Consider the following 23,389-nt stretch of genomic DNA (forward strand, 5'->3'; position numbering starts at 1 on the left):
ATTTTAGAGTATAAATTTTAGATTGCTAAAATACGAATCTAAAATCTAAATCTGAACTCTGCAATTAAATTTATTGTGCTAATCCGATCAATACATCAACAGCAGCAGCTTCCGGAGTTGCGTCGTAGTTGTCTTTGATATCTGTTAAGTACTTCAAAGCATCTTCTTTTTGACCTAAAGCCAAAGCTGTTTTACCTGCTTTTAACAAGAAACGAGGAGTAGTGAAATCATTTTTATTAGATTCAGCTGCTTTCACGTAATAGTCTAAAGCTTCTTTTTGTTGGTTCTTTTGAGAATAAGCATCTCCAATAGCACCAATTGCCAAAGCTCCTACAATAGCTTCTTTTGATTTAAATTCTCCTAAATATTTAATTGCATCATCGTATTTACCAATGTTCAAAGAAGCAATACCTGCGTAATAGTTCGCTAAATTTCCGGCGTCAGTCCCTGAATATTCATCAGCGATTTTAACGAAACCGAATTTACCTTCAGAACCATTTAAAGCCAATTTGTACAGAGAATCACTTGCTACACCATTAGTCGCTTTCTCGAAGTTTTGCTGAGCAACAAACATTTCGCTTGCAGCCTCATCCTGCTTAGGATTTTCAACAAATTTCTGATACGCTAAATATCCTATAGTAGCAATTGCAATACCAGCAACTAAACCAATAATGATTTTTTGATTTTTAGCTACCCAATCCTCAGTTTTTGAAGCAGTTTCATCTAACTTTGAAAAAACACCTGCCGTTGTACTGTCTTTCTCGTCAATAACTACTTGTGTTTCCTCATTTACTTCTTTAACTTCTTTCTCTTTTGGTGCTTTATATCCTCTTTTATTGTAAGTTGCCATTTAAAATTAATTTAGTGAACGGCAAAAATAAAATTTTTATTGAAACCGACGTAAAAAAAATCAATTTTATCACTATTTTAAAAAAAATAATTTCATCAACAGCAAGTCCTTCCTTCTCAAGCTGAAAATAATTCCGCTTCAAACCGATCAAAAGCCTTTTATATCGATAATTTTCGATAATTTGCACCCTCAAATTTTTGCTGTTCAAAACAGGATTTTCCTTGGCTATTAACTAGATTTTTTGCCACAGATTTCACAGATTCTCACAGATTACAAAATTATCATGCTGGATTTAACAAAGAAATCTTTTAAAAATCATTTAATCTGCGGCAAAAGAAACCAGTAACGCGAGGTCTAATTAATAAACATCCTATTTTTCCCTTAGAGTTTCCAAAAAAATGTATTTAAACAAAATTTCTTTATTCAATTATAAAAACTTCTCCGAAATCAATTTTGATTTCGACCGCAAGATCAATTGTTTTGTCGGCAAAAACGGAATTGGAAAAACCAATGTGCTTGATGCGATTTATCATCTGGCCTACGGGAAAAGCTACTTCAATCCTTTAGCCGTTCAAAATATCAAACACGGAGAAGAGTTTTTTGTAATCGATGCCGAATTAGAAAAAAACGACAGGACCGAACAGATTGTCTGCAGTTTAAAAAAAGGACAGAAAAAGGTTTTAAAAAGAAACGGCAAAGCTTACGATAAATTCTCTGATCATATCGGATTTATTCCGCTCGTTATTATTTCTCCGGCCGACCGTGATTTAATTGTGGAAGGAAGCGAAACGCGCCGTAAGTTTATGGACAGTGTGATTTCGCAATTGGACTCCACTTACTTGCATCAGCTCATTCAATATCAGAAAGTAATTGTACAGCGTAACGCACTGTTGAAATATTTTGCACTGAACCATACTTTTGATAATGATACTTTATCCATATACAACGAACAGCTGAATACTTTTGGTCAATCGATATTCGAGAAACGAAAAAATTTCCTGGAACAATTTATACCTATATTTAATGTACACCATCAGGCCATAACCGGATCGGAAGAAACCGTACAGTTGGTTTACGAAAGTAATTTGTTTGAAAAAGACTTATTGACTCTGCTTAAGGAGAACATCAACAAAGACCGGGCATTACAATACACAAGCGTAGGCATCCACAAAGATGACCTCTCCTTTGAAATTGATTCACATCCTATTAAAAAATTCGGATCTCAAGGGCAGCAAAAATCTTTCCTGATTGCTTTGAAACTGGCTCAATTTGAGTTTTTAAAAAAACAAAGCGGCGTAAAACCGCTGCTGTTGTTTGATGATATTTTTGACAAATTAGATGAAACCCGTGTGGCTAAAATTATCGAAATGGTTAACAGCGAAACTTTCGGACAGCTTTTTATCTCAGACACGCATCCTGAACGTACCGAAGCTATTGTAAAATCGACGCATCAGAGTTACAAAATATTTAAATTAGACAATTACGCCAATTAGATAATGTGTCAATGAGATAATTAAATAATGATTTTGATTTATCTCATTAACTAATTGACTAATTAAAAATCATTATTTTAGCAATTCTATTTTTTAAACACAACCTTATGAAGTTCACTAAAATTCTATTCCTTATACTTTCGGTCGTATTCATTTCCTGCAACGAAAAAAAATCCGGTATTATTGAAGAAATTACTCCGAAGGATTTTGCCGAAAAAATTAAAACAACCGAAAATGCTCAAATACTGGATGTTCGAACTCCGGAAGAATTTGAATCCAATCATATTGACAATGCGGTGAATGTAAACTGGAACGGTGATGATTTTGAAACCAAAGTCGCGGCTTACGACAAATCAAAACCCGTTTTTGTATATTGTTTAAGCGGCGGAAGAAGTAAAAAAGCAGCTTCGAAACTTAACGAATTGGGCTTTACCACCATCTATGAATTAGAAGGCGGCATCATGAAATGGAACGCAGAAGGTTTTTCTAAACCTTCAACAGCTCACGCAGGAATAACAATCGATGAATTTAACAATTTACTAAAGACGGATAAAAAAGTTCTGGTAGATTTTTATGCAGAATGGTGTGGTCCCTGCAAACAAATGGAACCGTACCTTTTGAAAATGCAAAAAGAAATGGCAGACAAAGTGGTTATCATTCGTATTGATGTGGACAAAAACGAAACTTTAGCAACTCAGATGAAAATCGAACAGCTCCCTACTATGATTTTATATGAAAACAAAGCCGAAAAATGGAAAAACATCGGCTTCATCAAAGAAGAAGACTTAAAAAAACAACTGCAATAACAGAGAAAATATGTTAACGAGAGAATCATTGCAATTTTTAGACGATTTAAAGAACAACAACAATCGGGATTGGTTTCTGGACAACAAGAAACGATATGAAGTTTTCAAAAAAGATTATCACCAATTAGTTAGTGATTTACTGGATGTAATGAAACCTCTGGATCCGGCACTGGAACTATTAGAAGTCAAAAACTGTACTTTCAGGATCAATCGTGATATTCGGTTTTCTAAAGACAAATCACCATACAAAGCACATTTAGGAATCTGGATGTCTTCAGCCGTCAAAGGCCTCAACCGAGCCGGATATTATGTACATATTGAAAAAGGAGCCAGTTTTATTGCGGGAGGATTTTATTCGCCTGAAGCCGAAGATCTAAAAAAAATACGCAAAGAAATTGCTTTTTTCCATGAAGACCTGGAAGCGATACTGGCAGATAAAAACTTCAAAAAGGAATTTGGCAGCCTGGATATCAACGAAAACAGCACTCTCAAAAACCCGCCAAGAGGGTATGAAAAAGACCATCCTGCCATTGCGTTTTTAAAATTAAAAAGCTTTACCGCTACCCAAAAATATAACATCGACGAAGTGACTCAAAAAGACTTCGTTTCGAAAATGAGTCAAAAACTCATCGCTTTAAAACCTTTAAACGAATTCTTTAATCGCGCCTTAGACACTGAGGAATTTTAGAGAAAAACCGCCACGAATTCACAAATTTTTTAAATTAATTCGTGAATTCGTGGCCAAAAAACTTCAAAAAGGATATGCTCCGCCCCAGAAATGCGAGATAAAGTTTGGCGACAGATTTCAAAGATTGACATACATTAAAAAATCCTTTAAAAATCTTTTAATCTGTGGCAAAAAAATTAAGTTTGCCAAATGAAAAGAAAAATACTTTTTCTGGGAGAGTCCTATCGTGCTGACGCCATTACATGGATGAAAGGCCTTGAAGAATTTGGCGATTTTGAAATTTGCACCTGGGAACTTCAAACACCCAACCATTCCAAACTCAGCCGATTCAGACGTATTTTAGAATATCTTTTCTCTCCTCTTTCGATTCGAAAAAAAATCAAACAGGAAAAACCAGACATGATTATTGCCGAAAGAACCACCAGTTATGGTTTTCTGGCAGCGATTTCCGGAATGCATCCTATCGCAATTGCACAACAAGGCCGAACTGATTTGTGGCCGGAAGGATCAATACTACTTCCCTTTAAAAAATTTATTCAGAAACACGCCTTCAAAAAAGCAGATTTAATACACGCCTGGGGGCCTGTTATGACCATTTCGATGAAAGCAATTGGCGTAGATATGAGCAAAGTTTTAGTGCTCCCAAAAGGAATTGATTTATCCCTTTTCACGCCATCAATCAGTAGCTCAACAAAAATCGAAGCGATTGTTACGCGTTCTTTGCAACCCGAATACCGTCATGATTCCATTTTAAAAGCTTTTGGCATTTTACATCAAAAAGGAATTGACTTTTCATTAACCATTGTGGGTGACGGAACCCGACTACAATCTTTGAAAGACCTAGCCATAGCATTGCAAATTGAAAATAAAGTAATTTTCACCGGAAGAATCCCCAATACAGAACTCCCTAAATTATTACAGCAATCCAACATTTACATTAGCATGCCCATTACCGAAGGAGTATCGGCATCTTTATTTGAAGGCATGGCCTGCAACTGCTATCCCGTAGTTTCAGACATTCCCGGAAACCAAAGCTGGATCAAACATCGTGAAAACGGACAATTGATTGAAATTGACAATATCGAAATGCTTGCCGAGGAATTGATCTGGTCTTTTGAAAATTCGGAATCAAGAAATCAAGCTGTTCTTCAAAACCAAAAATTTGTCGAGGAAAATGCAAATTACAGTACCAACATGAAAATTATTTCTGAGAAATATCATGAACTGCTTGATTTAAAAAGAAATTAAGCTTGCTCAGAAAAATCTGTAAATCCCTCAACAAAAAAACGTAACTTTTCTTCCGTCGCAACGACCTACTTATTTCATTGAATTGTTTAATTTAATCTGATAAAAAGATGAGTAACAGAAGAATTTGGTTAAAACAAATTGGACTAGGAACTATTGGACTGGGACTTTACCCTTTTGAAACCTTTGCCAACGGCACTACTGAGCCTATAATATCCTATACCGATAATTCACCCATATTGCTCCGTTCCAACGAAAACCCTTATGGTCCGTCACCAAAGGCACGGGAAGCAATGGCCAAAAGTATCAACATCAGCAATCGATACGGATGGAATCTTTCACCGGAACTCATTACGCTGCTGGCAAAAAAGAATACGGTTTCAGAAAACAATATTCTTCTGGGTGCCGGTTCCACCGAAATCTTAGATTTAATACTTCAATATACCGCATTGCAAAGAGGTAATTTTATAATCGCCGAAACAACCTTTGATTACTGGACAGCTCCTGCCGAAAAATTAGGCATAAAAAAAATCGCCGTTCCCTTAACCAAAGACAAAAAGCATGATTTACCTGCCATGTTAAATGCCATTGATAATGATACCAAAATGGTTTACATCTGCAACCCAAACAATCCGACGGGAACGCTATCTCAAAGAGAAGAACTGATTTCTTTCATCAAAGAGGCAACTCAAAAAACACTTGTTTTTGTAGATGAAGCGTACATCGATTTTACAGACGAACGATCGTTAAGTGATTTAGTGGTCACCAATAAAAATCTGATTATTACCAAAACTTTCTCTAAAATGTATGGCCTCGCAGGCGCCCGTATTGGCTATGCTCTCGCACATGCTGCCACGATTGAGGAATTGAGCATTTTGAAATCGTCTCCCAACTTATCCGTCAGTGTTGTCTCTATTGCCGCAGCGATTGCCTCCCTAAACGATGAAAGTTTCATTCGTCAGGTTCGCACCTCCAATGAAGAAGTAAAAAAATACACCATAACACAATTGAGTCTTCTTAATTTAACCTGCATCCCTTCCTATTCTAATTTTATTTACTTCTCATTAGAAAATTACAAAAAAGACTATTTCCAGCAATTAAAAGACCACAACATATCAGGAACAAGAATTTATGAAGAAAACGGCAAATGGACCCGAATTACTATCGGCACGATGAAAGAAATGCAGCGATTTATTCAAGCCTTAAAATAAGATCAGAGAAAGGATCTTAGCTATTTTGTATCCTAATTAATAATGGTTATTTTTTAGAAATCCAATTCAAATAAATTATAATCCTTACTTTTGGAGTCAGAATTAATTCTTCAAAAAAAGCCTTTTATTTATGGAAATCCAATCCAATTTTTCTTTAAAAAACTACAATACTTTTGGCATCGAAGCCAAAGCCAGACAATTTGTTGCCGTACATACGGTTGCTGAACTGAAAACTATTTTAGAAGAAAACAAAGACGAACAAAAATTTATTTTAGGCGGAGGAAGCAATATGCTTTTAACCAAAGACATCGACGCTCTGGTCATTCATATTGATTTAAAAGGAAAAACAATCCTCAAAGAAGACGATGATTTTGTCTGGGTTGAAAGTCAGGCCGGTGAAACCTGGCACGATTTCGTACTCTGGACGATCGATAATAATTTTGGGGGTTTAGAAAACATGTCACTAATTCCCGGAAATGTGGGAACAACCCCGGTTCAGAATATCGGCGCTTACGGAACCGAGATCAAAGATACTTTTGTTTCCTGCGAAGCGATCAATATTGCCACTCAGGAAATAAAAACATTCACCAATGCCGACTGTAAATTTGGCTACAGAGAAAGTGTCTTCAAAAATGAAGTAAAAGACCAATATATCATTACCTCGGTAATTTATAAACTAACGAAACGAAATCATAAAATCAACATTTCATACGGAGATATTACCGCTGAACTGGCTAAAAACAACATCACTGTTCCTACCTTAAAAGAGGTCAGCAATGCTGTAATTGCGATTAGACAAAGTAAATTACCTGATCCGAAAGAATTAGGAAATAGTGGAAGTTTCTTTAAAAATCCAATTTTATTAAAATCTGATTTCGAAAAAATACACCAGAAGTTTCCTGAAATGAAATATTATGAAGTTTCGGAAACCGAAGTAAAAGTTCCGGCTGGCTGGCTGATTGAACAAGCCGGTTTTAAAGGAAAACGTTTTGGTGATGCCGGAATTCATAAAAATCAGGCCCTGGTTTTAGTCAATTATGGCAATGCCACAGGGCAAGAAATTCTGGCAGTTTCCAAAGATGTTCAAAAAACTGTTTTTGATACTTTTGGAATTCAGATTGAAGCTGAAGTAAATGTGATTTAAAAATTGGATCTTTAAATTGTTGGATTATTAGACTTTTAACGGATTGAAAAATCAGAAAACTTCAAACCTTTAAAACTTTGAGCCTTTGCTTCTTTGTCCCTTTGAACCTAAAAAAGAAAAAAATGTACACACCTGACTTATACAAAAATGAAGATCCGGAATCGATCCGAACTTTTCTAAAAGAAAACAGTTTTGGTATCCTCATCAATCAGACACACGGAAAATTATGTGCGACACATATTCCTATAGAACTTGAAGTGAATTCGGATGGAAAAGAAATTTTACAAGGCCATCTTTCCAAACTCAATCCGCAAGCAGAAGGTTTTGCCGAAAACGATCAGGTATTAGCTGTTTTTACAGGTCCGCACAGCTACATTTCATCGTCCTGGTACGATCATGAAAATGTTCCAACATGGAATTATATAGCGGTACATGTTTATGGCCGAATCAAAATTGTCGACGAAGCCACATCCATAGAACAGCTAAAAAAATTAGTTGACAAATACGAAGCGAATTCAATGAATCCGGTTCGGGTTGAAAATTTATCTGCCAAAACCATGCGGGAAGCCAGAGGTATTTTTGGCTTCGAAATTGAAATTGACGAAATTCAGGCTACTAAAAAACTCTCTCAGAACAGGGACGATCACAATTATAAAAACATAATTTCGGAGTTAGAAAAAACCGAAAACCCTCAGGCTATTGCTGTTGCAAAAGAAATGGCAAAATGCCGAAAGTAAATCCGTTTTCAGTATTGAAAATTAGGATTTCATGAGTACATTTGCACTCGCAAGATTCAGAAATTAAAAGACATTAAAATCAGATGCTTATAACTTTATTTTACTTCTTTATTGCTATCGTTTTCATTCAGATTTTCTATTACTTAGGGATTTTTGGAAAGTTCGCTTTCGGCAAACCTCAGGAAATAGCTCCAAAGAAAATTCCGGTATCTGTTATCGTTTGCGCAAAAAATGAAGAAGAAAATGTAAAAAAGTTCATCCCTCTTCTTGCGGAACAAAACTACCCTGATTTTGAAATTGTTTTAATTGATGACGCCTCAAGTGATGAAACTCTGGAGGTTTTTGAAGAATTCGAACAACAGTACAGCAATATTCGCCTGGTAAAAGTGCAAAACAATGAAGCTTTCTGGGGAAACAAAAAGTATGCGTTAACTTTAGGAATCAAAGCTTCAAAAAAAGACTACTTACTTTTTACCGATGCTGATTGTTATCCAACCTCAACAGAATGGATCACTGCAATGACTTCAAGATTCACCATGAACAAAACGATTGTTTTAGGCTATGGCGGATATGAAAAAGTGGAACGTTCTTTATTAAACAAAATCATACGTTATGAAACCGTTTTAACGGCTGTTCAATATTTTTCATGGGCCAAACTGGGACTTCCTTACATGGGGGTTGGTCGAAACTTAGCCTATAAAAAGGACGAATTTTTTAATGTAAACGGCTTTATCGAGCACATCCAGATTCGTTCGGGTGATGATGATTTGTTTATCAATCAGGCTGCAACTAAAAACAATACTACCATTGCTCACAACCCTGAAAGTTTCACTTACTCTAAACCAAAGGAAACTTACAGAGAATGGTTTACTCAAAAAAGAAGACATGTTTCTACCGCAGAACATTACAAATTTTTTGATAAAATGCAATTGGGACTGTTTTTTACCTCACAATTATTTTTCTTTTTATCAGCAATTGTATTGCTAGCATTTCAGTTTCAATGGATCGCTGTATTGGCTATTTTAGCAACACGTTACACTGTATCATGGATTGTTATAGGATTTTCTGCCGGCAAATTAAAAGAAAATGACCTGAAAGTTTGGTTTCCTGTTGTTGAAATCATTCTTATATTCACGCAAATTAATATCTTTATAACTAATATCTTTTCAAAACCGGTATATTGGAAATAAATTCTAAAATAGAAAAAGCTAAAAAAGGCGATCAGATCGCCTTTACTTTTTTATTAGATTATTTCTGGAATGAAGTGTACAGCTTTATGCTGAAGCGTACCGAAAATGAAACCATCGCCGAAGATATTACCATCGAAACCTTCTCTAAAGCTTTCGACAAAATAGCCAGTTACAATTCTGAATTTCAATTCAACACCTGGTTAATTGCTATAGCAAAAAACGTTTATATTGATTTGTTACGTAAAAAGAAAACCAGTCTTTTTATAGAAATCACAGACAACGAAGACCAACAGGCCTACAATATTGCCGACCCTACTCCTTCTGCCGAAGATGCTTTAATTAAAGAACAAAATCTTTCGCGCCTGCTTCAATGCATCAAAGAATTAAAACCTCACTACCAGGAAGTCATCCAGCTTCGTTATTTCCAGGAAATGACTTATCAGGAAATAGCACTGAAAATCAACGAACCTTTGAGTAATGTCAAAGTAAAATTACTTCGTGCTAAAAAATTACTAGCAGAAATCATCGAACGCAACAGATAATTTATTATCTTTAGGTAAAGAATAAAATATCCACGTATTTTTTCTTAAAAAACCTATTTATCCACATACTAAAACAACAACATCTCCGTTGTTAGCTAAAACCAAAACCGTACTGCCTATGATTTAACGTTACCTAACCTTAAAATCCAAAAATCATGACTAAATCAAACATCTACGAAACCAATTGGACCGATCTTGTTTTCGAAAACAAGAACAAAGAGTACGGCGCTTATCAATTACGCCAGGAGAGTTCAAAAAACACAGTTACAGCTTTATTTATGGGATTGCTATTATTGGCAGGTCTGGGAAGTGCGTCGGTGTTGATTAATAAGTTTGGAGCACATGGCCCCGTAGAAACAGAACCAACTGTTTTTTCGGTTCCAATAAGACCTACAGACATACCAATTCCGGTACAACCACAACCACCAGCTCCACCTGTAGCACCTCAGCAAACTGCAGCTGCACCACCCGTTACCAGTACACAATTGGTAAATCCGGTTGTAACAGCCGCAACTCAGGCGACACCCGATGTTATTGCAACAAATGCAGACAATCATCCTGTTGTTGACAATGCAAACACCGGAACAGGAAATGCCGTAAATGCATTACCGGCAAGTGGCGGTAACGTAGAAACTGCAGCTTTAACAGGAGAAAGTAAAGACCCTGTTAACGTAGCCATCTTAGACAAACTACCTGAATTTCCGGGAGGAATGACTAAGTTTTACACTTATGTAGGAAACAATTTCAACAGACCGGAACTGGATGCTGAAAAAACCTTAAGAGTGTATGTATCTTTTGTAATTGAAAAAGACGGTTCCATTACAGACATCATGGTAAAAAACGATCCGGGATACGGAATCGGAAAAGAGGCCATCAGGGTATTAAAATCATTAAAAACAAAATGGAGCCCGGGTATTTTAAACGGAAAACCTGTTCGAACTGCCTATAACCTTCCAATCACAATAAAAACAGAATAACAATAAAAAACGAAAAAGCAGAATTTAGGTTCTGCTTTTTTTATTTCATTAAGTGCCTCCCCATTCTTAATTAAATCCCGAAGCAGTAAAAAAAATTAACAAAATAAATTACTTTTACAGCTCCATAAGAGGAAAATCAAATCTATTAAAATTAAAAACTAAAAAATGGGAATATTTTCAGCTATTCTAGGCAACGCCGGCTCTGTTAGTCAGGAAGAGTTATTAAAAAAATACGGACAGCTTTTAACGGACAGAGAAGAAATCGAGATGGGTTTTAAACTACTTCGTGATACTTTTATCTTCACCAACAAAAGATTAATTCTGGTTGATGTACAAGGATTAACAGGAAGCAAAACAGAATACAAATCTATCGCTTACAAAAGTATTACACGTTTTAGTGTAGAAACAGCAGGAACTTTTGATTTGGATGCCGAACTAAAAATCTGGGTGGCAAGTGAATTACAACCAAGCATTGTAAAACAATTTAACAAATCGGTAAATGTATACGATGTACAAAAAGTACTGGCATTTCACGTTTTAGGTTAAACCTTATACAACAAACCCGACAGGTTTTAAAACCTGTCGGGTTTAGTTTACGCGACTCAAGATAGAATTATTTTTTCTTTTTAGCGGGAGCTTTCTTCGCAGGAGTTCCTTTTTTAGCCGGAGCAGTATTTACAATTTTCTGCTGCACATACGGTTTATACAAACCATCTTTCTCCGCTCTTTTCTTAGCATCTTCAGCTCTTTGTTTTGAATCCGGATGTGAACTCATCATCTGATCGATAAAGGAAGCTTCATTACCTTCACTCATCTTAGCCAGAATTCTAAATGCCGATTCTTCAGCATTTACATTATAACCGTTTTTCTTTAAAAATTCATAAGAAAACAAATCGGCTTCTGCTTCTTGCTTACGGCTAAACTTACTATCGATAATAGCACTACCTATTTTACCCAACTGACTATCAGTAACACTTGCAATCGTAGCTGATTGAGAAGCAGCTCCTTCTAACAAAGCTTCTTTTCTATAAGCCGCTTTAATTGCGTCTCTGGAATCCTGATTCGCTACGTGACCAATTTCGTGACCAATTACTGCCAGTAATTCATTGTCATCCATAATATCCATCAATCCTGAATATACGCGTACGCTTCCATCAGCAGTTGCAAAAGCATTAACCTCTTTTAATTTATAAACTTTATAATTTAAAGTGTAACCATCACCCGCAGTATACTTTCCAAAAACTCTGTTCAGTCTTAGAGTATACGGATCAGTCGCAGCTGCAACCTGATTTTCAGTATCCATTTTATCAACAGCAGCTTTTGATAAAGCAGCGGCATCAGCATTGCTAAAAGTAAAACCGCTAACTCCTTTTTGAACAGCACCCAATGCTTTTTCACCAAAATTAATCTGCGCATTTATTTTTGTAAAACCAAAAGCGGCAAACAAAACTCCCAATACTATAAATTTCTTTTTCATGTTTTATATGATTACAATTTAACAACAAATGTAGTACAAAGCCAATTCCGTTTGAATTGCATTTCGACTAATTTTTTAACAAATAAAGATATAAATTTTAAATGAGTAAAAATGAGCAGTCAAACAAAATCGTCACTCTTACTCGAATTGGCAAACAAAAAAGAGGCATTTTATTCCGCATCAATGCTTTAAAAATAAAATTTTAACACACTTACACGATTATTACCAAAAGTGCGTTATAGAAACTCCAAGTCTGTCAGTACCAAATTAAATCTTAAACGAATCTCCAAATAAACTACATTGCTTATCTTTGTACTTTGAATTTTGATATATGGAAACAGTCACTGAAAATATACCAACAGGAAAACCTAAATGGTTAAAGGTTAAACTTCCTATTGGACAAAAATACACTGAACTTCGTGGTTTGGTTGATAAGTATAGTCTAAACACTATTTGTACTTCCGGAAGCTGCCCAAATATGGGAGAATGCTGGGGTGAAGGTACCGCTACTTTTATGATATTGGGGAATGTATGTACCCGTTCCTGTGGTTTTTGCGGTGTAAAAACCGGACGCCCTGAAACGGTAGATTGGGATGAACCTGAAAAAGTAGCCCGATCTATAAAAATTATGAACATTAAACATGCCGTAATTACAAGCGTAGACAGGGATGATTTAAAAGACGGCGGCTCAATTATCTGGATTGAAACGGTAAAAGCAATCCGAAGAATGAATCCGAATACGACTCTTGAAACCCTGATTCCTGATTTTCAGGGAATCGAAAGAAATATAGATCGTATTGTTGAGGCCAATCCTGAAGTAGTTTCACACAATGTTGAGACTGTTCGTCGTTTGACTCGCGAAGTACGTATTCAGGCAAAATACGATCGTAGTCTCGAAGTCTTACGTTACCTGAAAGAAAAAGGAATCAACAGAACCAAATCCGGAATTATGCTTGGACTTGGAGAAACTGAAGAAGAGGTTTTTCAAACGATGACTGATTTACGAAATGCAAATGTTGATGTGGTTACTATTGGGCAATACCTTCAACCAAGTAAAAAACATTTGCCTGTAAAAGAATTTATAACACCTGATCAATTTGCCCGTTATGAAAAATTTGGTCTTGAATTAGGTTTCCGTCACGTAGAAAGCGGACCACTGGTTCGTTCTTCTTACAAAGCACAAAAACACATTTTATAAAAAAGTCTAACCGTTTATTTGTTCAATCGTTTAATCGTAAGTACGGTTAAACCAGTCGACGATTAAACGATGTAACAAACAATCGAAAAGCTTGAAAACAAGAATTGCTATAAACGGTTTTGGAAGAATAGGCCGAAATTTATTTCGCTTACTTTTAAACCATCCTGAAATTGAAGTAATTGCCATTAACGACATTGCTGACAACAAAACCATGTCGCATTTGATAAAATACGACAGTATTCATGGAGTCTTACCTTTTAAAGTCAGTCATGACGAGGAAGGAATTATTGTTGATGGAAAACATTTTTTCTTTTTCCATGAAAAAAGTATCGCTAATCTGGATTGGAAAAGTCACCAGATAGATTTTGTAATTGAATCAACAGGAAAATTTAAAACGCACGAAGAACTAAACGCCCATATCGAAGCCGGAGCAAAAAAGGTAATCCTTTCGGCTCCATCAGAAGTTGATACCATCAAAACAGTAGTATTAGGAGTTAACGAAGCCATTCTTGACGGAAGCGAAAACATTGTTTCGAATGCAAGCTGTACGACAAACAATGCGGCTCCAATGATAAAAATCATCGATGAATTGTGTGGAATTGAGCAGGCTTATATCACAACGATACACTCTTACACCACAGACCAAAGTCTTCATGACCAACCACATAAGGACTTACGTCGTGCAAGAGGTGCAAGCCAGTCGATTGTTCCAACAACTACAGGTGCAGCTAAGGCATTAACAAAAATTTTCCCTAACTTGCATCATAAAATCGGAGGATGCGGAATTCGTGTTCCTGTTCCCGATGGTTCCTTAACAGATATAACGTTTAACGTAAAACGTGCTGTTACGATTGAAGAAATAAATAAAGCATTTGAAGAAGCCTCAAAAACAAATTTAAAAGGAATACTGGATTACACAGAAGACCCAATCGTTTCTGTTGATGTAATTGGCAACACACATTCGTGTTTGTTTGATGCTCAATTAACTTCGGTTATTGACAAAATGGTAAAGGTTGTGGGTTGGTACGATAACGAAATTGGATACTCATCAAGATTGATCGATTTAATTTTACTAATAAGAAAAACCTAAGATTCATTGTAAAAGCATTGCCATACATGAAACACTATCTTTTTATTGTTGTTTGTCTATTAAATTCGTTTTTGTACTCTCAATCTAAAAAGAGTACGGATAGCGTTTCCTATTATAACAAACTAACGGACACCAATCTCAGCAATAAAAAATACGAAAAGGCAATTTATTACACCGAAAAATCAATTGACTTTTGTGAGGCCAACAATAAATTAGAAAACCTGGCCAATCAGACTTTTAAGCTTGGAAAAATTTATTACCAGCAAAAAAATTATGCAGAAGCTCTAAAAAACTTTCACAAAAGCGTTGCTCTGTTTGAAAACACAAAGCCAACCTGCACAAAAGTTTTGGCATTGCACTATATTGGCTTAACCAATACCACAAAAAGCAATTACGAAACTGCGGCAATCTACTACCGAAAAGCCGAAGAGCTTTTAAACCAGCTAAAGATTAAGGATCATGCCGAAATACTAAACTATCAAAAAGCAATAGCTTTAAAAACTGCTAAAAACCTGCCTTTAGCAGCTGAAACTTTTCACAAAATAACACAAAGGCCAGACAATACTGAGATCCTAAAAACCAAAACCGATTCATATTATCAACTAGGCTTAATTGAAACACAACTGAAACGAAATGATTCGGCTATCGTTTATTTTGAAAATGCTTTAAATTATAATGCCAAAATAAATAATCTGGCCCAAAAATCAAAAATCGTTCTGGCCATCAGTCAGTATTACAGACAAAACAAAAAATTTGATCTTGCTTACTCGTACCTGGAAGAACATTATCAGCTGGAGAATTACGTCTTAAAGCTAAAAAACACTCAAACGGATCACGATGAATTCGAAAAATTCAAGAAGAACGAATCCTTAAAAGCCAGTATTAAAAAGGAAAGCGAAGAGAAAATTCAGTTAAAAACCTACCGATATTCTAAACTAGTAAGCATTCTGGCCATTGCTCTTATTTCGATCTTATCTCTTTTGAGTTTAGCATTGTACAAAAACAACATTATCAGAAATCAGAATAATTTACTGTTAAGAGAGAAAAACAAAGAACTCATTTTGGCCAAAAACAAAGCTGAAAAGGCATCTAAAGCCCGATCTGAATTTTTATCGACAGTAAGTCATGAACTGCGAACTCCTTTAAATGCCATTAACGGAATCACTCATTTATTACTGGAAGATAACCCGAAGAAAAAACAACTAAAATATTTAGAGTCCTTGAAGTTCTCAGGAAATTACCTGACTACTTTTATCAATGAGATTCTGGAAATTAATAAAATTGATTCGACAAAGGTCGAAATAGAAAACATAAGCTTTAACCTGAAAGAGCTTCTTTTTAACATTCAGAGCTCATTAAAGGAACTGGCTACCGCCAACAAAAATTACTTTAACCTTGAAATAGACGAGGCTATTCCGGACAATATAATTGGGGACCCTACAAAACTGTCTCAAATCATCCTGAATTTAATCAATAATGCTTTAAAATTTACTCAAAACGGACATGTCAGTGTAATTGCAAAATTATATGAATTGGAAGAAGACAACACAACCATCTACTTCGAGATTGTAGACACCGGAATTGGCATCCCTGAAGATAAGCTTCAGACTGTTTTTGAAAGTTTTTCACAAGGATCGATAGAAGTAAACAGAAAATATGGCGGAACCGGCCTTGGACTTACGATTGTCAAAAAACTAATTGAGCTCTTAGGAGGAGAAATCAAACTAAAAAGCGAAGTTGGCAAAGGTTCAACTTTTACATTCAAACTAAATTTTAAGATCAATAAAGAACAATTGAAAACGATTGAAGAAATAAAACCATACAACGACGTACAATTAAACAACAAATCAATTCTGTTGATCGAGGACAACAAAATCAATCAAATGATTACTCGAAAAATGCTTGAAAATAAAAACATCAGCTGCGAAATCATCGACAATGGTGAAGATGCGGTTGAGCTTTTAAAAGTAAAACGTTTTGACATGATCCTCATGGACGTTCACTTACCGGGAATCAACGGAACAACGGCTACAAAACTTATCAGAGAGTTTGACAAAACCACTCCAATTATTGCACTTACGGCTATTTCGCTAGACGAAAACAGAGACATGCTATTGTCATACGGGATGAACGATGTGATTACAAAACCATTTGTTCCGGACGAATTCTACAGTATTATAGCCCGGTTTTTTTAGAAAGATACTAAGGAGCTAAGACTCTAAGTTACTAAGTTTTTTTGTACATACTCCAGAATCGCGGTATCAAAATTTTTACTGTTATTGATAAAGGTACTTTTTATTGGTAGATAGTACAATTGTGAAATCAATTTGGAATCTTTCAGCCGAACATAGTCTTTTTCTGTTGTAATGATTTTTCTATGATTGGCTTTTTCCAGAATATTTGCCACATCTACATCAGAAAAATGATGATGATCAGGAAAAGTCAAACAGTCCTCTTTTTCATTTTTCAAGTAATCAAAAAATGGTGTAGGTTTTGCGATTCCGGCTAAAAGCAATTTTGATTCTGATTTAATATCTTTTACAGCAAGTTGCTCTTCTTCATTATAAACAAAATCATCATAGTTAATAAAAGTAAAATACAGCTGCTGGGAGCTCCTTAACTTTAATTTCGACCTGATTTCTTCCTGCCTTCCCTCAGACAGTTCTTTTGGACATTTTGTTATAATTACAATATTGGCACGATCAGCCCCGCTTCTGCTCTCACGCAAATTTCCGGTTGGCAGCATAAAATCATCTGCATACAAATCGTCATATGAACTTAACAGAATATAAAACCCGGCTTTCACTTTTCGGTGCTGGTAGGCGTCGTCTAACAAAATCACTTCGGGTTTTTCTTTTTGCGAAAGCAATTGTGTAATTCCGTTTCTTCTGTTCGCATCAACGGCCACTTGAATATTGGGAAACTTTTGATAAAACTGAAACGGTTCATCGCCTAAAATTTCGGCATTAGAACTCTCACTCGCCAATACATAACCTTCTGATTTTCTTTTGTAGCCCCTGCTTAAAGTGGCAACTTTATATTTCTGAGATAACAATCGGATAAGATATTCTATTTGTGGTGTTTTGCCTGTACCGCCAACACTAAGATTTCCAACCGCAATAACCGGAATATCAAATGAAGTCGATTTTAAAATTCCTTTGTCGAAAAGAAAATTTCTCACTGCAGTGACACATCCGTATAAAATCGCAAACGGAAAAAGTATTTTTCTAAGTACATTCATTCTACGAAAGTATAATATTTTTCGTTAATTTGTTTCAAGTTTACACCACAAGACAGGACTTAAAACCTGAAATAAAACTAAAAAATGAAAATCAAAGAAATATTAGCTGTTCTTGAAGAAATGGCTCCTTTGGCTTATGCCGAAGATTTTGACAATGTTGGACTCTTAGTCGGTGATACCGAAACGGAAAGTACCGGAGTTTTAGTTTGCCATGATGCTTTAGAAACTGTAATTGAAGAAGCAATAGCCAAAAACTGTAATCTGGTAGTTTGCTTTCATCCTATTTTATTTTCGGGAATTAAAAAAATAACCGGTAAAAACTACGTGGAGCGTGCCATTTTAAAGGCTATCAAAAACGACATCGCTATTTATGCCGTTCATACTGCATTAGATAACCATTCTCAGGGAGTTAATAAAATATTTTGTGATGCCTTAGGCCTGATCAACACTAAAGTTTTAATCCCTAAACAAAGTTTCATTCAAAAGTTGGTTACCTACACCACCCCTGATAATTCAGAAAAAGTTCGCAATGCTATGTTTCAGGCCGGCGCGGGTACGATTGGAAATTATGACAACTGTAGTTTTAATACCGAAGGCTTTTTTACTTTTCAGGGAAATGAAAACAGCAATCCTGTAATTGGTGAAAGAGGAAAACTACATACGGGAACTGAAATAAAAATCGAAGTTATATTTGAAAAACACTTACAGTCTAAAATTTTAAAAGCTTTATTTGCCAGCCATATTTACGAGGAAGTAGCTTATGAAATTTATGATCTGAAAAATTCCCATCAAAATATTGGATTGGGTATGGTTGGTGAATTTGAAACTGAAATGGATGAAAAAGACTTTTTATATTCCGTAAAAGACAAAATGATTGCAGACGGAATTCGTCATTCTGCTTTTTTAGGAAAAAAAATAAAGAAAGTCGCTGTTTTAGGAGGCTCAGGAAGTTTTGCTATAAAAAATGCTATTCAGGCGGGGGCAGATGCTTTTTTAACTGCCGATTTAAAATACCATCAATTTTACGAAGCAGAAAACCGACTTCTTTTAGCCGATATTGGTCATTTTGAGAGCGAACGGTATACAAAAAACTATATTGTTGATTATCTTCGAAAAAAAATCCTTAATTTTGCCATCATTTTATCAGAAGAAAATACAAATCCAGTTAAGTACTTATAAGAATATGGCGAATACGAAAGAATTAAGTGTTGAGGACAAGTTAAGAGCAATATACGATTTACAGCTTATTGACTCCCGAATTGACGAAATCAGAAACGTAAGAGGAGAACTTCCTTTAGAAGTAGAAGATTTAGAAGATGAAGTTGCTGGTTTAAGCACGCGTTCAGAGAAACTGAAAGGAGAACTTGAAGTGATTGAAGAGCAAATCAAAGGGAAGAAAATTGCCATTGATGAGCACAAAGAGGTGATCAAAAAATACACGAAACAACAAGAATCAGTTCGTAATAACAGAGAATTTAATTCTTTGACTAAAGAGGTTGAATTTCAGGAATTAGAAATTCAATTGGCTGAAAAGCAAATCAAAGAAATGAAAGCTTCTATCGAACATAAAAAAGAAGTTATTTCTAATTTAAAAGAAAAACTTGACGCAAAAAGTTCGCATTTAAAACATAAAAAATCTGAACTGGATGCGATTATGGCTGAAACTCAAAAAGAAGAAATCTTCTTAACTGAGAAATCAGCAGAGTATGCTTCACAAATCGAAGAGCGTTTATTAGCTGCTTACAACAGAATCAGAAGCAGTGTTCGTAATGGTTTAGCGGTAGTATCTATCGAAAGAGGCGCTTCAGCGGGATCATTCTTTACAATTCCTCCACAAACTCAGGTGGAAATTGCTTCAAGAAAGAAAATCATCACTGATGAGCACTCTGGAAGAATTCTGGTTGACAGCGCGTTAGCTGAAGAAGAAAAAGAAAAAATGGAACAATTGTTCTCTAAAATCTAAATAACTGTCCCGATCTGATCGGGACTTTTTTTTGCATTTATTTTGGCCACAGATTAAAAAGATTCAAAAGGGATTTTATTTCACCATTAAGTGATTTTAAATCTGTATTAATCTTTTAAATCTGTGGCAAACATTTTTTCAGCAAGTTTAAAATCATATTTTTACCTTTACTAAAATAAATTTTGAGTTTTGGGAATTAAAAAAGGAATCCGTTTTATCACTTTAAAATCGGTTGGGTCTTATATTAACTTTTTGAGCTATGTTCGTCCGCAAAAAGCGATGGAACTTTCTTATGCCCTTTTTAGCCAACCCAGAATTGGAAGACTAAAGAAAGAAGCGCTGCCCAAAGTATTAAGAAATACAGAAACAGAGACGTTTCATCATAATGAACATCATTTTCAAACGTATATCTGGAAAGGTAACGAAACCAAAATATTGCTTGTTCACGGCTGGGAAAGTAATGCTTCGCGTTGGAAAAAAACCTTACCGCACCTTCAAAAATCAGGCAGTACCATTATTGCGATTGATGCTCCGGCACACGGGCAAAGCAGCGGTAAAGAGTTTAACGTTCCTCTGTATGCTGAATTTATCAATAAAGCGGTCGAAAAATACCAGCCTGCCATTATTATTGGTCATTCCATCGGTGGCGCAGCATGTGTCTATCATCAGTATTTGTTCCCTAACACCAGCATCAACAAAATGGTCATTCTGGGAGCACCGTCCGATCTAAAAACACTAATTGACAATTACATCTCAATGTTAAGCCTGAACACCAAAATGTTTTCGCTTTTGGAAAGTAAATTCATGAATCGTTTCAATTTTAAACTCGAGGATTTTTCAGGACAGCGATTTGCCTCAGAATTTAATGTTTCGGGGTTAATTGCACACGACACTTCAGACAAGATTGTTGCTTTTGAGGAGGGCAAAAAAATCGCCAGTAATTGGAAAAACAGTCAGTTTATCGAAACTAAAGGTTTGGGGCACGGAATGCATGACGATGAGTTGTATCAAAAGGTTATTGATTTTCTGTTTTCTGCAAAATAAAGACGCTAAGGTTCTAAGATGCTAAGATCCTAAGGTTAAAAAATCCAAGAAGTCCAACCATCTAAAAATCTAAAAAAAATGATCGCTGTAATTTTTGAAGTAATTCCAAACGAAGGAAAAAAAGAAGAGTATCTGTCTATTGCCGCAAGTTTACGACCGGAATTAGACAAGATAGAAGGTTTTATATCAATCGAACGCTTTCAGAGTTTCAGTGATCCTGAGAAAGTTTTGTCATTGTCATTTTGGAAAGACGAAGAAAGTGTTCAACAATGGAGAAATTTAGAAATGCATCGCCACGCACAAGCCAGAGGGCGCAAAGAAATTTTTAAAGATTATCACTTACGAATTGCCGCCGTAGTTCGGGATTACGGAATGTTTGACCGCAATGAAACCCCTGCAGACAGTTCAGATTTTCATGCGAAGTAAAGGCTCTAAGATTCTGAGATACTGAGATACTGAGGTTCTAAGGTTAAAATCTAAGAATCTAACAATCTAAGAAGTCCAAATTTTGACTACTTTTGCACTATGGAAGAGAATTTAAAACGTCTGAATAAATTTATAGGAGAAACAGGATATTGTTCTCGTCGTGAAGCCGATAAACTTATTGAAGAAGGACGCGTAACAATAAATGGTGCTGTACCGGAAATGGGAACAAAAGTTTCACCGGATGATGAAGTACGTATTGATGGAAAACTAATTGTCGAGAAAAACGAAAAAATGGTTTATTTAGCATTCAACAAACCTGTTGGAATTGAATGCACGACCAATCTCGAGGTTCGAAATAATATTGTAGATTATATCAATTATCCTAAACGTATTTTCCCGATTGGACGTTTGGACAAAGCGAGTGAAGGATTGATTTTCATGACTAATGACGGTGATATTGTCAACAAAATTCTACGCGCACGAAACAATCACGAAAAAGAATATACCGTTACGGTTAACAAACCTATTACAGATCGTTTTATACAGCGAATGGGAAATGGTGTTCCAATTTTGGACACGGTTACCCGAAAATGCAAAGTAGAACAAATTAGTAAATACACCTTCAAAATTATTCTGACACAAGGTCTAAACCGTCAGATCCGTAGAATGTGTGAATATTTAGGATACGATGTAACTGCTTTAAAACGTATCCGAATCATCAACATCTCATTGGATGTTCCGGTGGGTCGTTATCGTGATTTAACCGATGCTGAAATTAAAGAACTAAATCATTTGATCGCACCGTCCAGTAAAACAGAGGAAGCCAGTCTCCCAAAAGAGGAAGCTCCGAAACGAAGAACCGAATTTATATCGAAACACGATCCCCGATTTAAGAAAAGAGGAGACTATTAAAATATTCGCATAAAAAAATCCCTTTCGATAAAACGAAAGGGATTTTCTTTAATATTAGAAATTGTGTTTTTTATCAAAACCATCTTCTTCTTTTGAATAGAAACACTCCGACTGATGATAAGATAACAGACACTAAGAGAAGAATCCAAATACCGTACTTACTTTCTTCCAGACCATTCGGCACATTCATTCCATACAAGCTCGCTATTAAAGTAGGAATCATCAGAATAATAGAAATCGAAGTCATTTGCTTCATAATATTATTCATGTTATTGGAAATTACTGAAGCATACGCATCCATCATACCCGTCAAGATATTGCTGTAAATATTTGCAGTGTCCTGTGCCTGACTTAATTCAATATCAACATCTTCCAGCAAATCCGGATCAAAATGCTCTCTTTGAGCTTTTAAATTTTTGATTCTGTGAAATAAAACATCATTCCCTTTTAAGGAAGTAATAAAAAACACCAGACATTTTTCAATCTGTAAAAGCGCCTGTAATTCCTCGTTCTTGATCGATTTCTCCAGGTTGTCTTCGGCCAGTTTTATCTTTTGATTGATCTGCTTTAAATATTTCAAATACCAGACACTTGACGACAGCAGTAACCTCATCACTAAATCGAAATTGTCTTTGATTACTATATTTTTTCGTCTTGTATATTGAAGAAAATCAGAAACTATCTCGGTTTCATAAAAACTAATCGTAACGCAAACATCATCTTTAAAAATCAAACCCAAAGGTATGGTTTGAAAAGGAAGCTTAACATCATTACTTTTTATAGGAACCCTCATGATAAACAAAGTCCAGCCGTCTTCAGACTCCATACGGGGTCTTTCGTCGATATCCTCAATATCGTTATAAAAAGCTTCAGGAATCTGAAGTTCTTCCAGTAAGTACTTTTTTTCTGTTTCTGAAGGAGATTCAATGCTGATCCAGCAGTTTGGAGTCCATTCTTGTATCTCGATTAGTCCGTTGTTGTTTTTGTAAAAGGCTTTCATTTCAAAATTGCAGGTGTTTAGCGTAGCATTTTGAAGAAATTCAAAAGCTACTTTAATTAAATACTAACGAATAATAATCGTCCATTGGAGAAGTTTTTTTTAGTGCTGCAAAAGTATCCTTTATTTTTAAAACGAAAAACTTTAAAGTACTAATT

General features: G+C 35.5%; 23 protein-coding genes. 19 read left to right on the forward strand and 4 right to left on the reverse strand.

The features are described from left to right. Window positions 1-70: 70 nt before the first annotated feature. Window positions 71-850: a tetratricopeptide repeat protein gene (locus BHE19_RS14720; protein WP_017494854.1), complete on the reverse strand. Its 780-nt coding sequence runs from the start codon at window positions 848-850 to the stop codon at window positions 71-73. 398 nt (window positions 851-1,248) lie between these two features. Between BHE19_RS14720 and recF the strand changes: the two genes are divergently transcribed. The 11 genes from recF (at window position 1,249) to BHE19_RS14780 (ending at window position 11,429) form a co-directional block, all read left to right on the forward strand. Beyond that, window positions 1,249-2,343 (forward strand): DNA replication/repair protein RecF, encoded by a 1,095-nt coding sequence (recF, locus tag BHE19_RS14730; protein WP_070907777.1) that lies wholly within the window; start codon window positions 1,249-1,251, stop codon window positions 2,341-2,343. Between the two features lie 107 nt (window positions 2,344-2,450). Next, window positions 2,451-3,149: a thioredoxin domain-containing protein gene (locus BHE19_RS14735; RefSeq protein WP_070907778.1), complete on the forward strand. Its 699-nt coding sequence runs from the start codon at window positions 2,451-2,453 to the stop codon at window positions 3,147-3,149. Window positions 3,150-3,159: 10 nt separating this feature from the next. After that, window positions 3,160-3,837: a DUF2461 domain-containing protein gene (locus BHE19_RS14740; protein ID WP_070907779.1), complete on the forward strand. Its 678-nt coding sequence runs from the start codon at window positions 3,160-3,162 to the stop codon at window positions 3,835-3,837. Window positions 3,838-4,026: 189 nt separating this feature from the next. Beyond that, entirely contained in the window at window positions 4,027-5,085 is a 1,059-nt protein-coding gene (locus tag BHE19_RS14745; RefSeq protein ID WP_070907780.1) for a glycosyltransferase, read from the forward strand. Between the two features lie 107 nt (window positions 5,086-5,192). Then, a complete protein-coding gene (gene hisC / locus BHE19_RS14750; RefSeq protein WP_070907781.1) occupies window positions 5,193-6,293 on the forward strand; it encodes a histidinol-phosphate transaminase in 1,101 nt (366 codons plus the stop codon). Window positions 6,294-6,423: 130 nt separating this feature from the next. Continuing rightward, complete coding sequence (gene murB, locus BHE19_RS14755) at window positions 6,424-7,437, forward strand: UDP-N-acetylmuramate dehydrogenase (RefSeq protein WP_070907782.1); 1,014 nt, start codon at window positions 6,424-6,426, stop codon at window positions 7,435-7,437. 122 nt (window positions 7,438-7,559) lie between these two features. Next, window positions 7,560-8,174, forward strand: coding sequence for an FMN-binding negative transcriptional regulator (locus BHE19_RS14760; protein ID WP_070907783.1), 615 nt, complete (start codon window positions 7,560-7,562; stop codon window positions 8,172-8,174). An 83-nt stretch (window positions 8,175-8,257) separates the two neighbouring features. After that, window positions 8,258-9,364, forward strand: coding sequence for a glycosyltransferase (locus BHE19_RS14765; RefSeq protein ID WP_070907784.1), 1,107 nt, complete (start codon window positions 8,258-8,260; stop codon window positions 9,362-9,364). Continuing rightward, window positions 9,355-9,906, forward strand: a complete 552-nt coding sequence (locus tag BHE19_RS14770) for an RNA polymerase sigma factor (RefSeq protein WP_017494864.1) — start codon at window positions 9,355-9,357, stop codon at window positions 9,904-9,906. Before BHE19_RS14765 ends, BHE19_RS14770 begins: the two co-directional genes overlap by 10 nt. 155 nt (window positions 9,907-10,061) lie before the next feature. Next, complete coding sequence (locus BHE19_RS14775) at window positions 10,062-10,883, forward strand: energy transducer TonB (protein ID WP_070907785.1); 822 nt, start codon at window positions 10,062-10,064, stop codon at window positions 10,881-10,883. Between the two features lie 165 nt (window positions 10,884-11,048). Next, window positions 11,049-11,429, forward strand: a complete 381-nt coding sequence (locus BHE19_RS14780) for a PH domain-containing protein (protein ID WP_070907786.1) — start codon at window positions 11,049-11,051, stop codon at window positions 11,427-11,429. A 67-nt stretch (window positions 11,430-11,496) separates the two neighbouring features. On the opposite strand, the gene BHE19_RS14785 is transcribed toward BHE19_RS14780, so the two are convergent. Continuing rightward, on the reverse strand, window positions 11,497-12,360 hold the full coding sequence (locus tag BHE19_RS14785) for a M48 family metalloprotease (RefSeq protein WP_070907787.1): 864 nt from the start codon (window positions 12,358-12,360) through the stop codon (window positions 11,497-11,499). 331 nt (window positions 12,361-12,691) lie between these two features. Between BHE19_RS14785 and lipA the strand changes: the two genes are divergently transcribed. The 3 genes from lipA to BHE19_RS14800 all read left to right on the forward strand — a co-directional run bounded on the left by lipA (window position 12,692) and on the right by BHE19_RS14800 (window position 16,843). After that, window positions 12,692-13,558 carry a lipoyl synthase gene (gene lipA / locus BHE19_RS14790; protein ID WP_070907788.1) on the forward strand — a complete coding sequence of 289 codons (867 nt, stop codon included), beginning with the start codon at window positions 12,692-12,694 and terminating at the stop codon, window positions 13,556-13,558. A 91-nt stretch (window positions 13,559-13,649) separates the two neighbouring features. Beyond that, the gene (gene gap, locus BHE19_RS14795) at window positions 13,650-14,648 is read left to right on the forward strand and encodes a type I glyceraldehyde-3-phosphate dehydrogenase (RefSeq protein WP_017494869.1); all 999 of its coding nucleotides are present in this window, start codon (window positions 13,650-13,652) and stop codon (window positions 14,646-14,648) included. 26 nt (window positions 14,649-14,674) lie between these two features. Beyond that, window positions 14,675-16,843, forward strand: coding sequence for a tetratricopeptide repeat-containing hybrid sensor histidine kinase/response regulator (locus BHE19_RS14800; protein WP_070907789.1), 2,169 nt, complete (start codon window positions 14,675-14,677; stop codon window positions 16,841-16,843). 23 nt (window positions 16,844-16,866) lie between these two features. Here BHE19_RS14800 and lpxK read toward each other — a convergent pair whose 3' ends face one another. Continuing rightward, complete coding sequence (gene lpxK, locus BHE19_RS14805) at window positions 16,867-17,889, reverse strand: tetraacyldisaccharide 4'-kinase (RefSeq protein ID WP_070907790.1); 1,023 nt, start codon at window positions 17,887-17,889, stop codon at window positions 16,867-16,869. A gap of 84 nt (window positions 17,890-17,973) precedes the next feature. Between lpxK and BHE19_RS14810 the strand changes: the two genes are divergently transcribed. The 5 genes from BHE19_RS14810 to rluF all read left to right on the forward strand — a co-directional run bounded on the left by BHE19_RS14810 (window position 17,974) and on the right by rluF (window position 22,234). Then, window positions 17,974-19,068, forward strand: coding sequence for a Nif3-like dinuclear metal center hexameric protein (locus BHE19_RS14810; protein WP_017494872.1), 1,095 nt, complete (start codon window positions 17,974-17,976; stop codon window positions 19,066-19,068). A gap of 4 nt (window positions 19,069-19,072) precedes the next feature. Next, on the forward strand, window positions 19,073-19,852 hold the full coding sequence (locus BHE19_RS14815; RefSeq protein ID WP_070907959.1) for a zinc ribbon domain-containing protein: 780 nt from the start codon (window positions 19,073-19,075) through the stop codon (window positions 19,850-19,852). A 189-nt stretch (window positions 19,853-20,041) separates the two neighbouring features. Beyond that, window positions 20,042-20,896 (forward strand): alpha/beta fold hydrolase, encoded by an 855-nt coding sequence (locus BHE19_RS14820; protein WP_070907791.1) that lies wholly within the window; start codon window positions 20,042-20,044, stop codon window positions 20,894-20,896. Between the two features lie 78 nt (window positions 20,897-20,974). After that, on the forward strand, window positions 20,975-21,322 hold the full coding sequence (locus BHE19_RS14825) for an antibiotic biosynthesis monooxygenase family protein (protein ID WP_070907792.1): 348 nt from the start codon (window positions 20,975-20,977) through the stop codon (window positions 21,320-21,322). 99 nt (window positions 21,323-21,421) lie between these two features. After that, a complete protein-coding gene (gene rluF, locus BHE19_RS14830; RefSeq protein ID WP_017494876.1) occupies window positions 21,422-22,234 on the forward strand; it encodes a 23S rRNA pseudouridine(2604) synthase RluF in 813 nt (270 codons plus the stop codon). Window positions 22,235-22,307: 73 nt separating this feature from the next. Here the strand turns inward: rluF and BHE19_RS14835 are convergent, their stop codons facing one another. Continuing rightward, window positions 22,308-23,234, reverse strand: a complete 927-nt coding sequence (locus tag BHE19_RS14835) for a magnesium transporter CorA family protein (RefSeq protein WP_017494877.1) — start codon at window positions 23,232-23,234, stop codon at window positions 22,308-22,310. Between the last annotated feature and the right edge of the window lie 155 nt (window positions 23,235-23,389).

This window comes from Flavobacterium tructae (assembly GCF_001853485.1).
Classification (GTDB): Bacteria; Bacteroidota; Bacteroidia; order Flavobacteriales; family Flavobacteriaceae; genus Flavobacterium; species Flavobacterium tructae.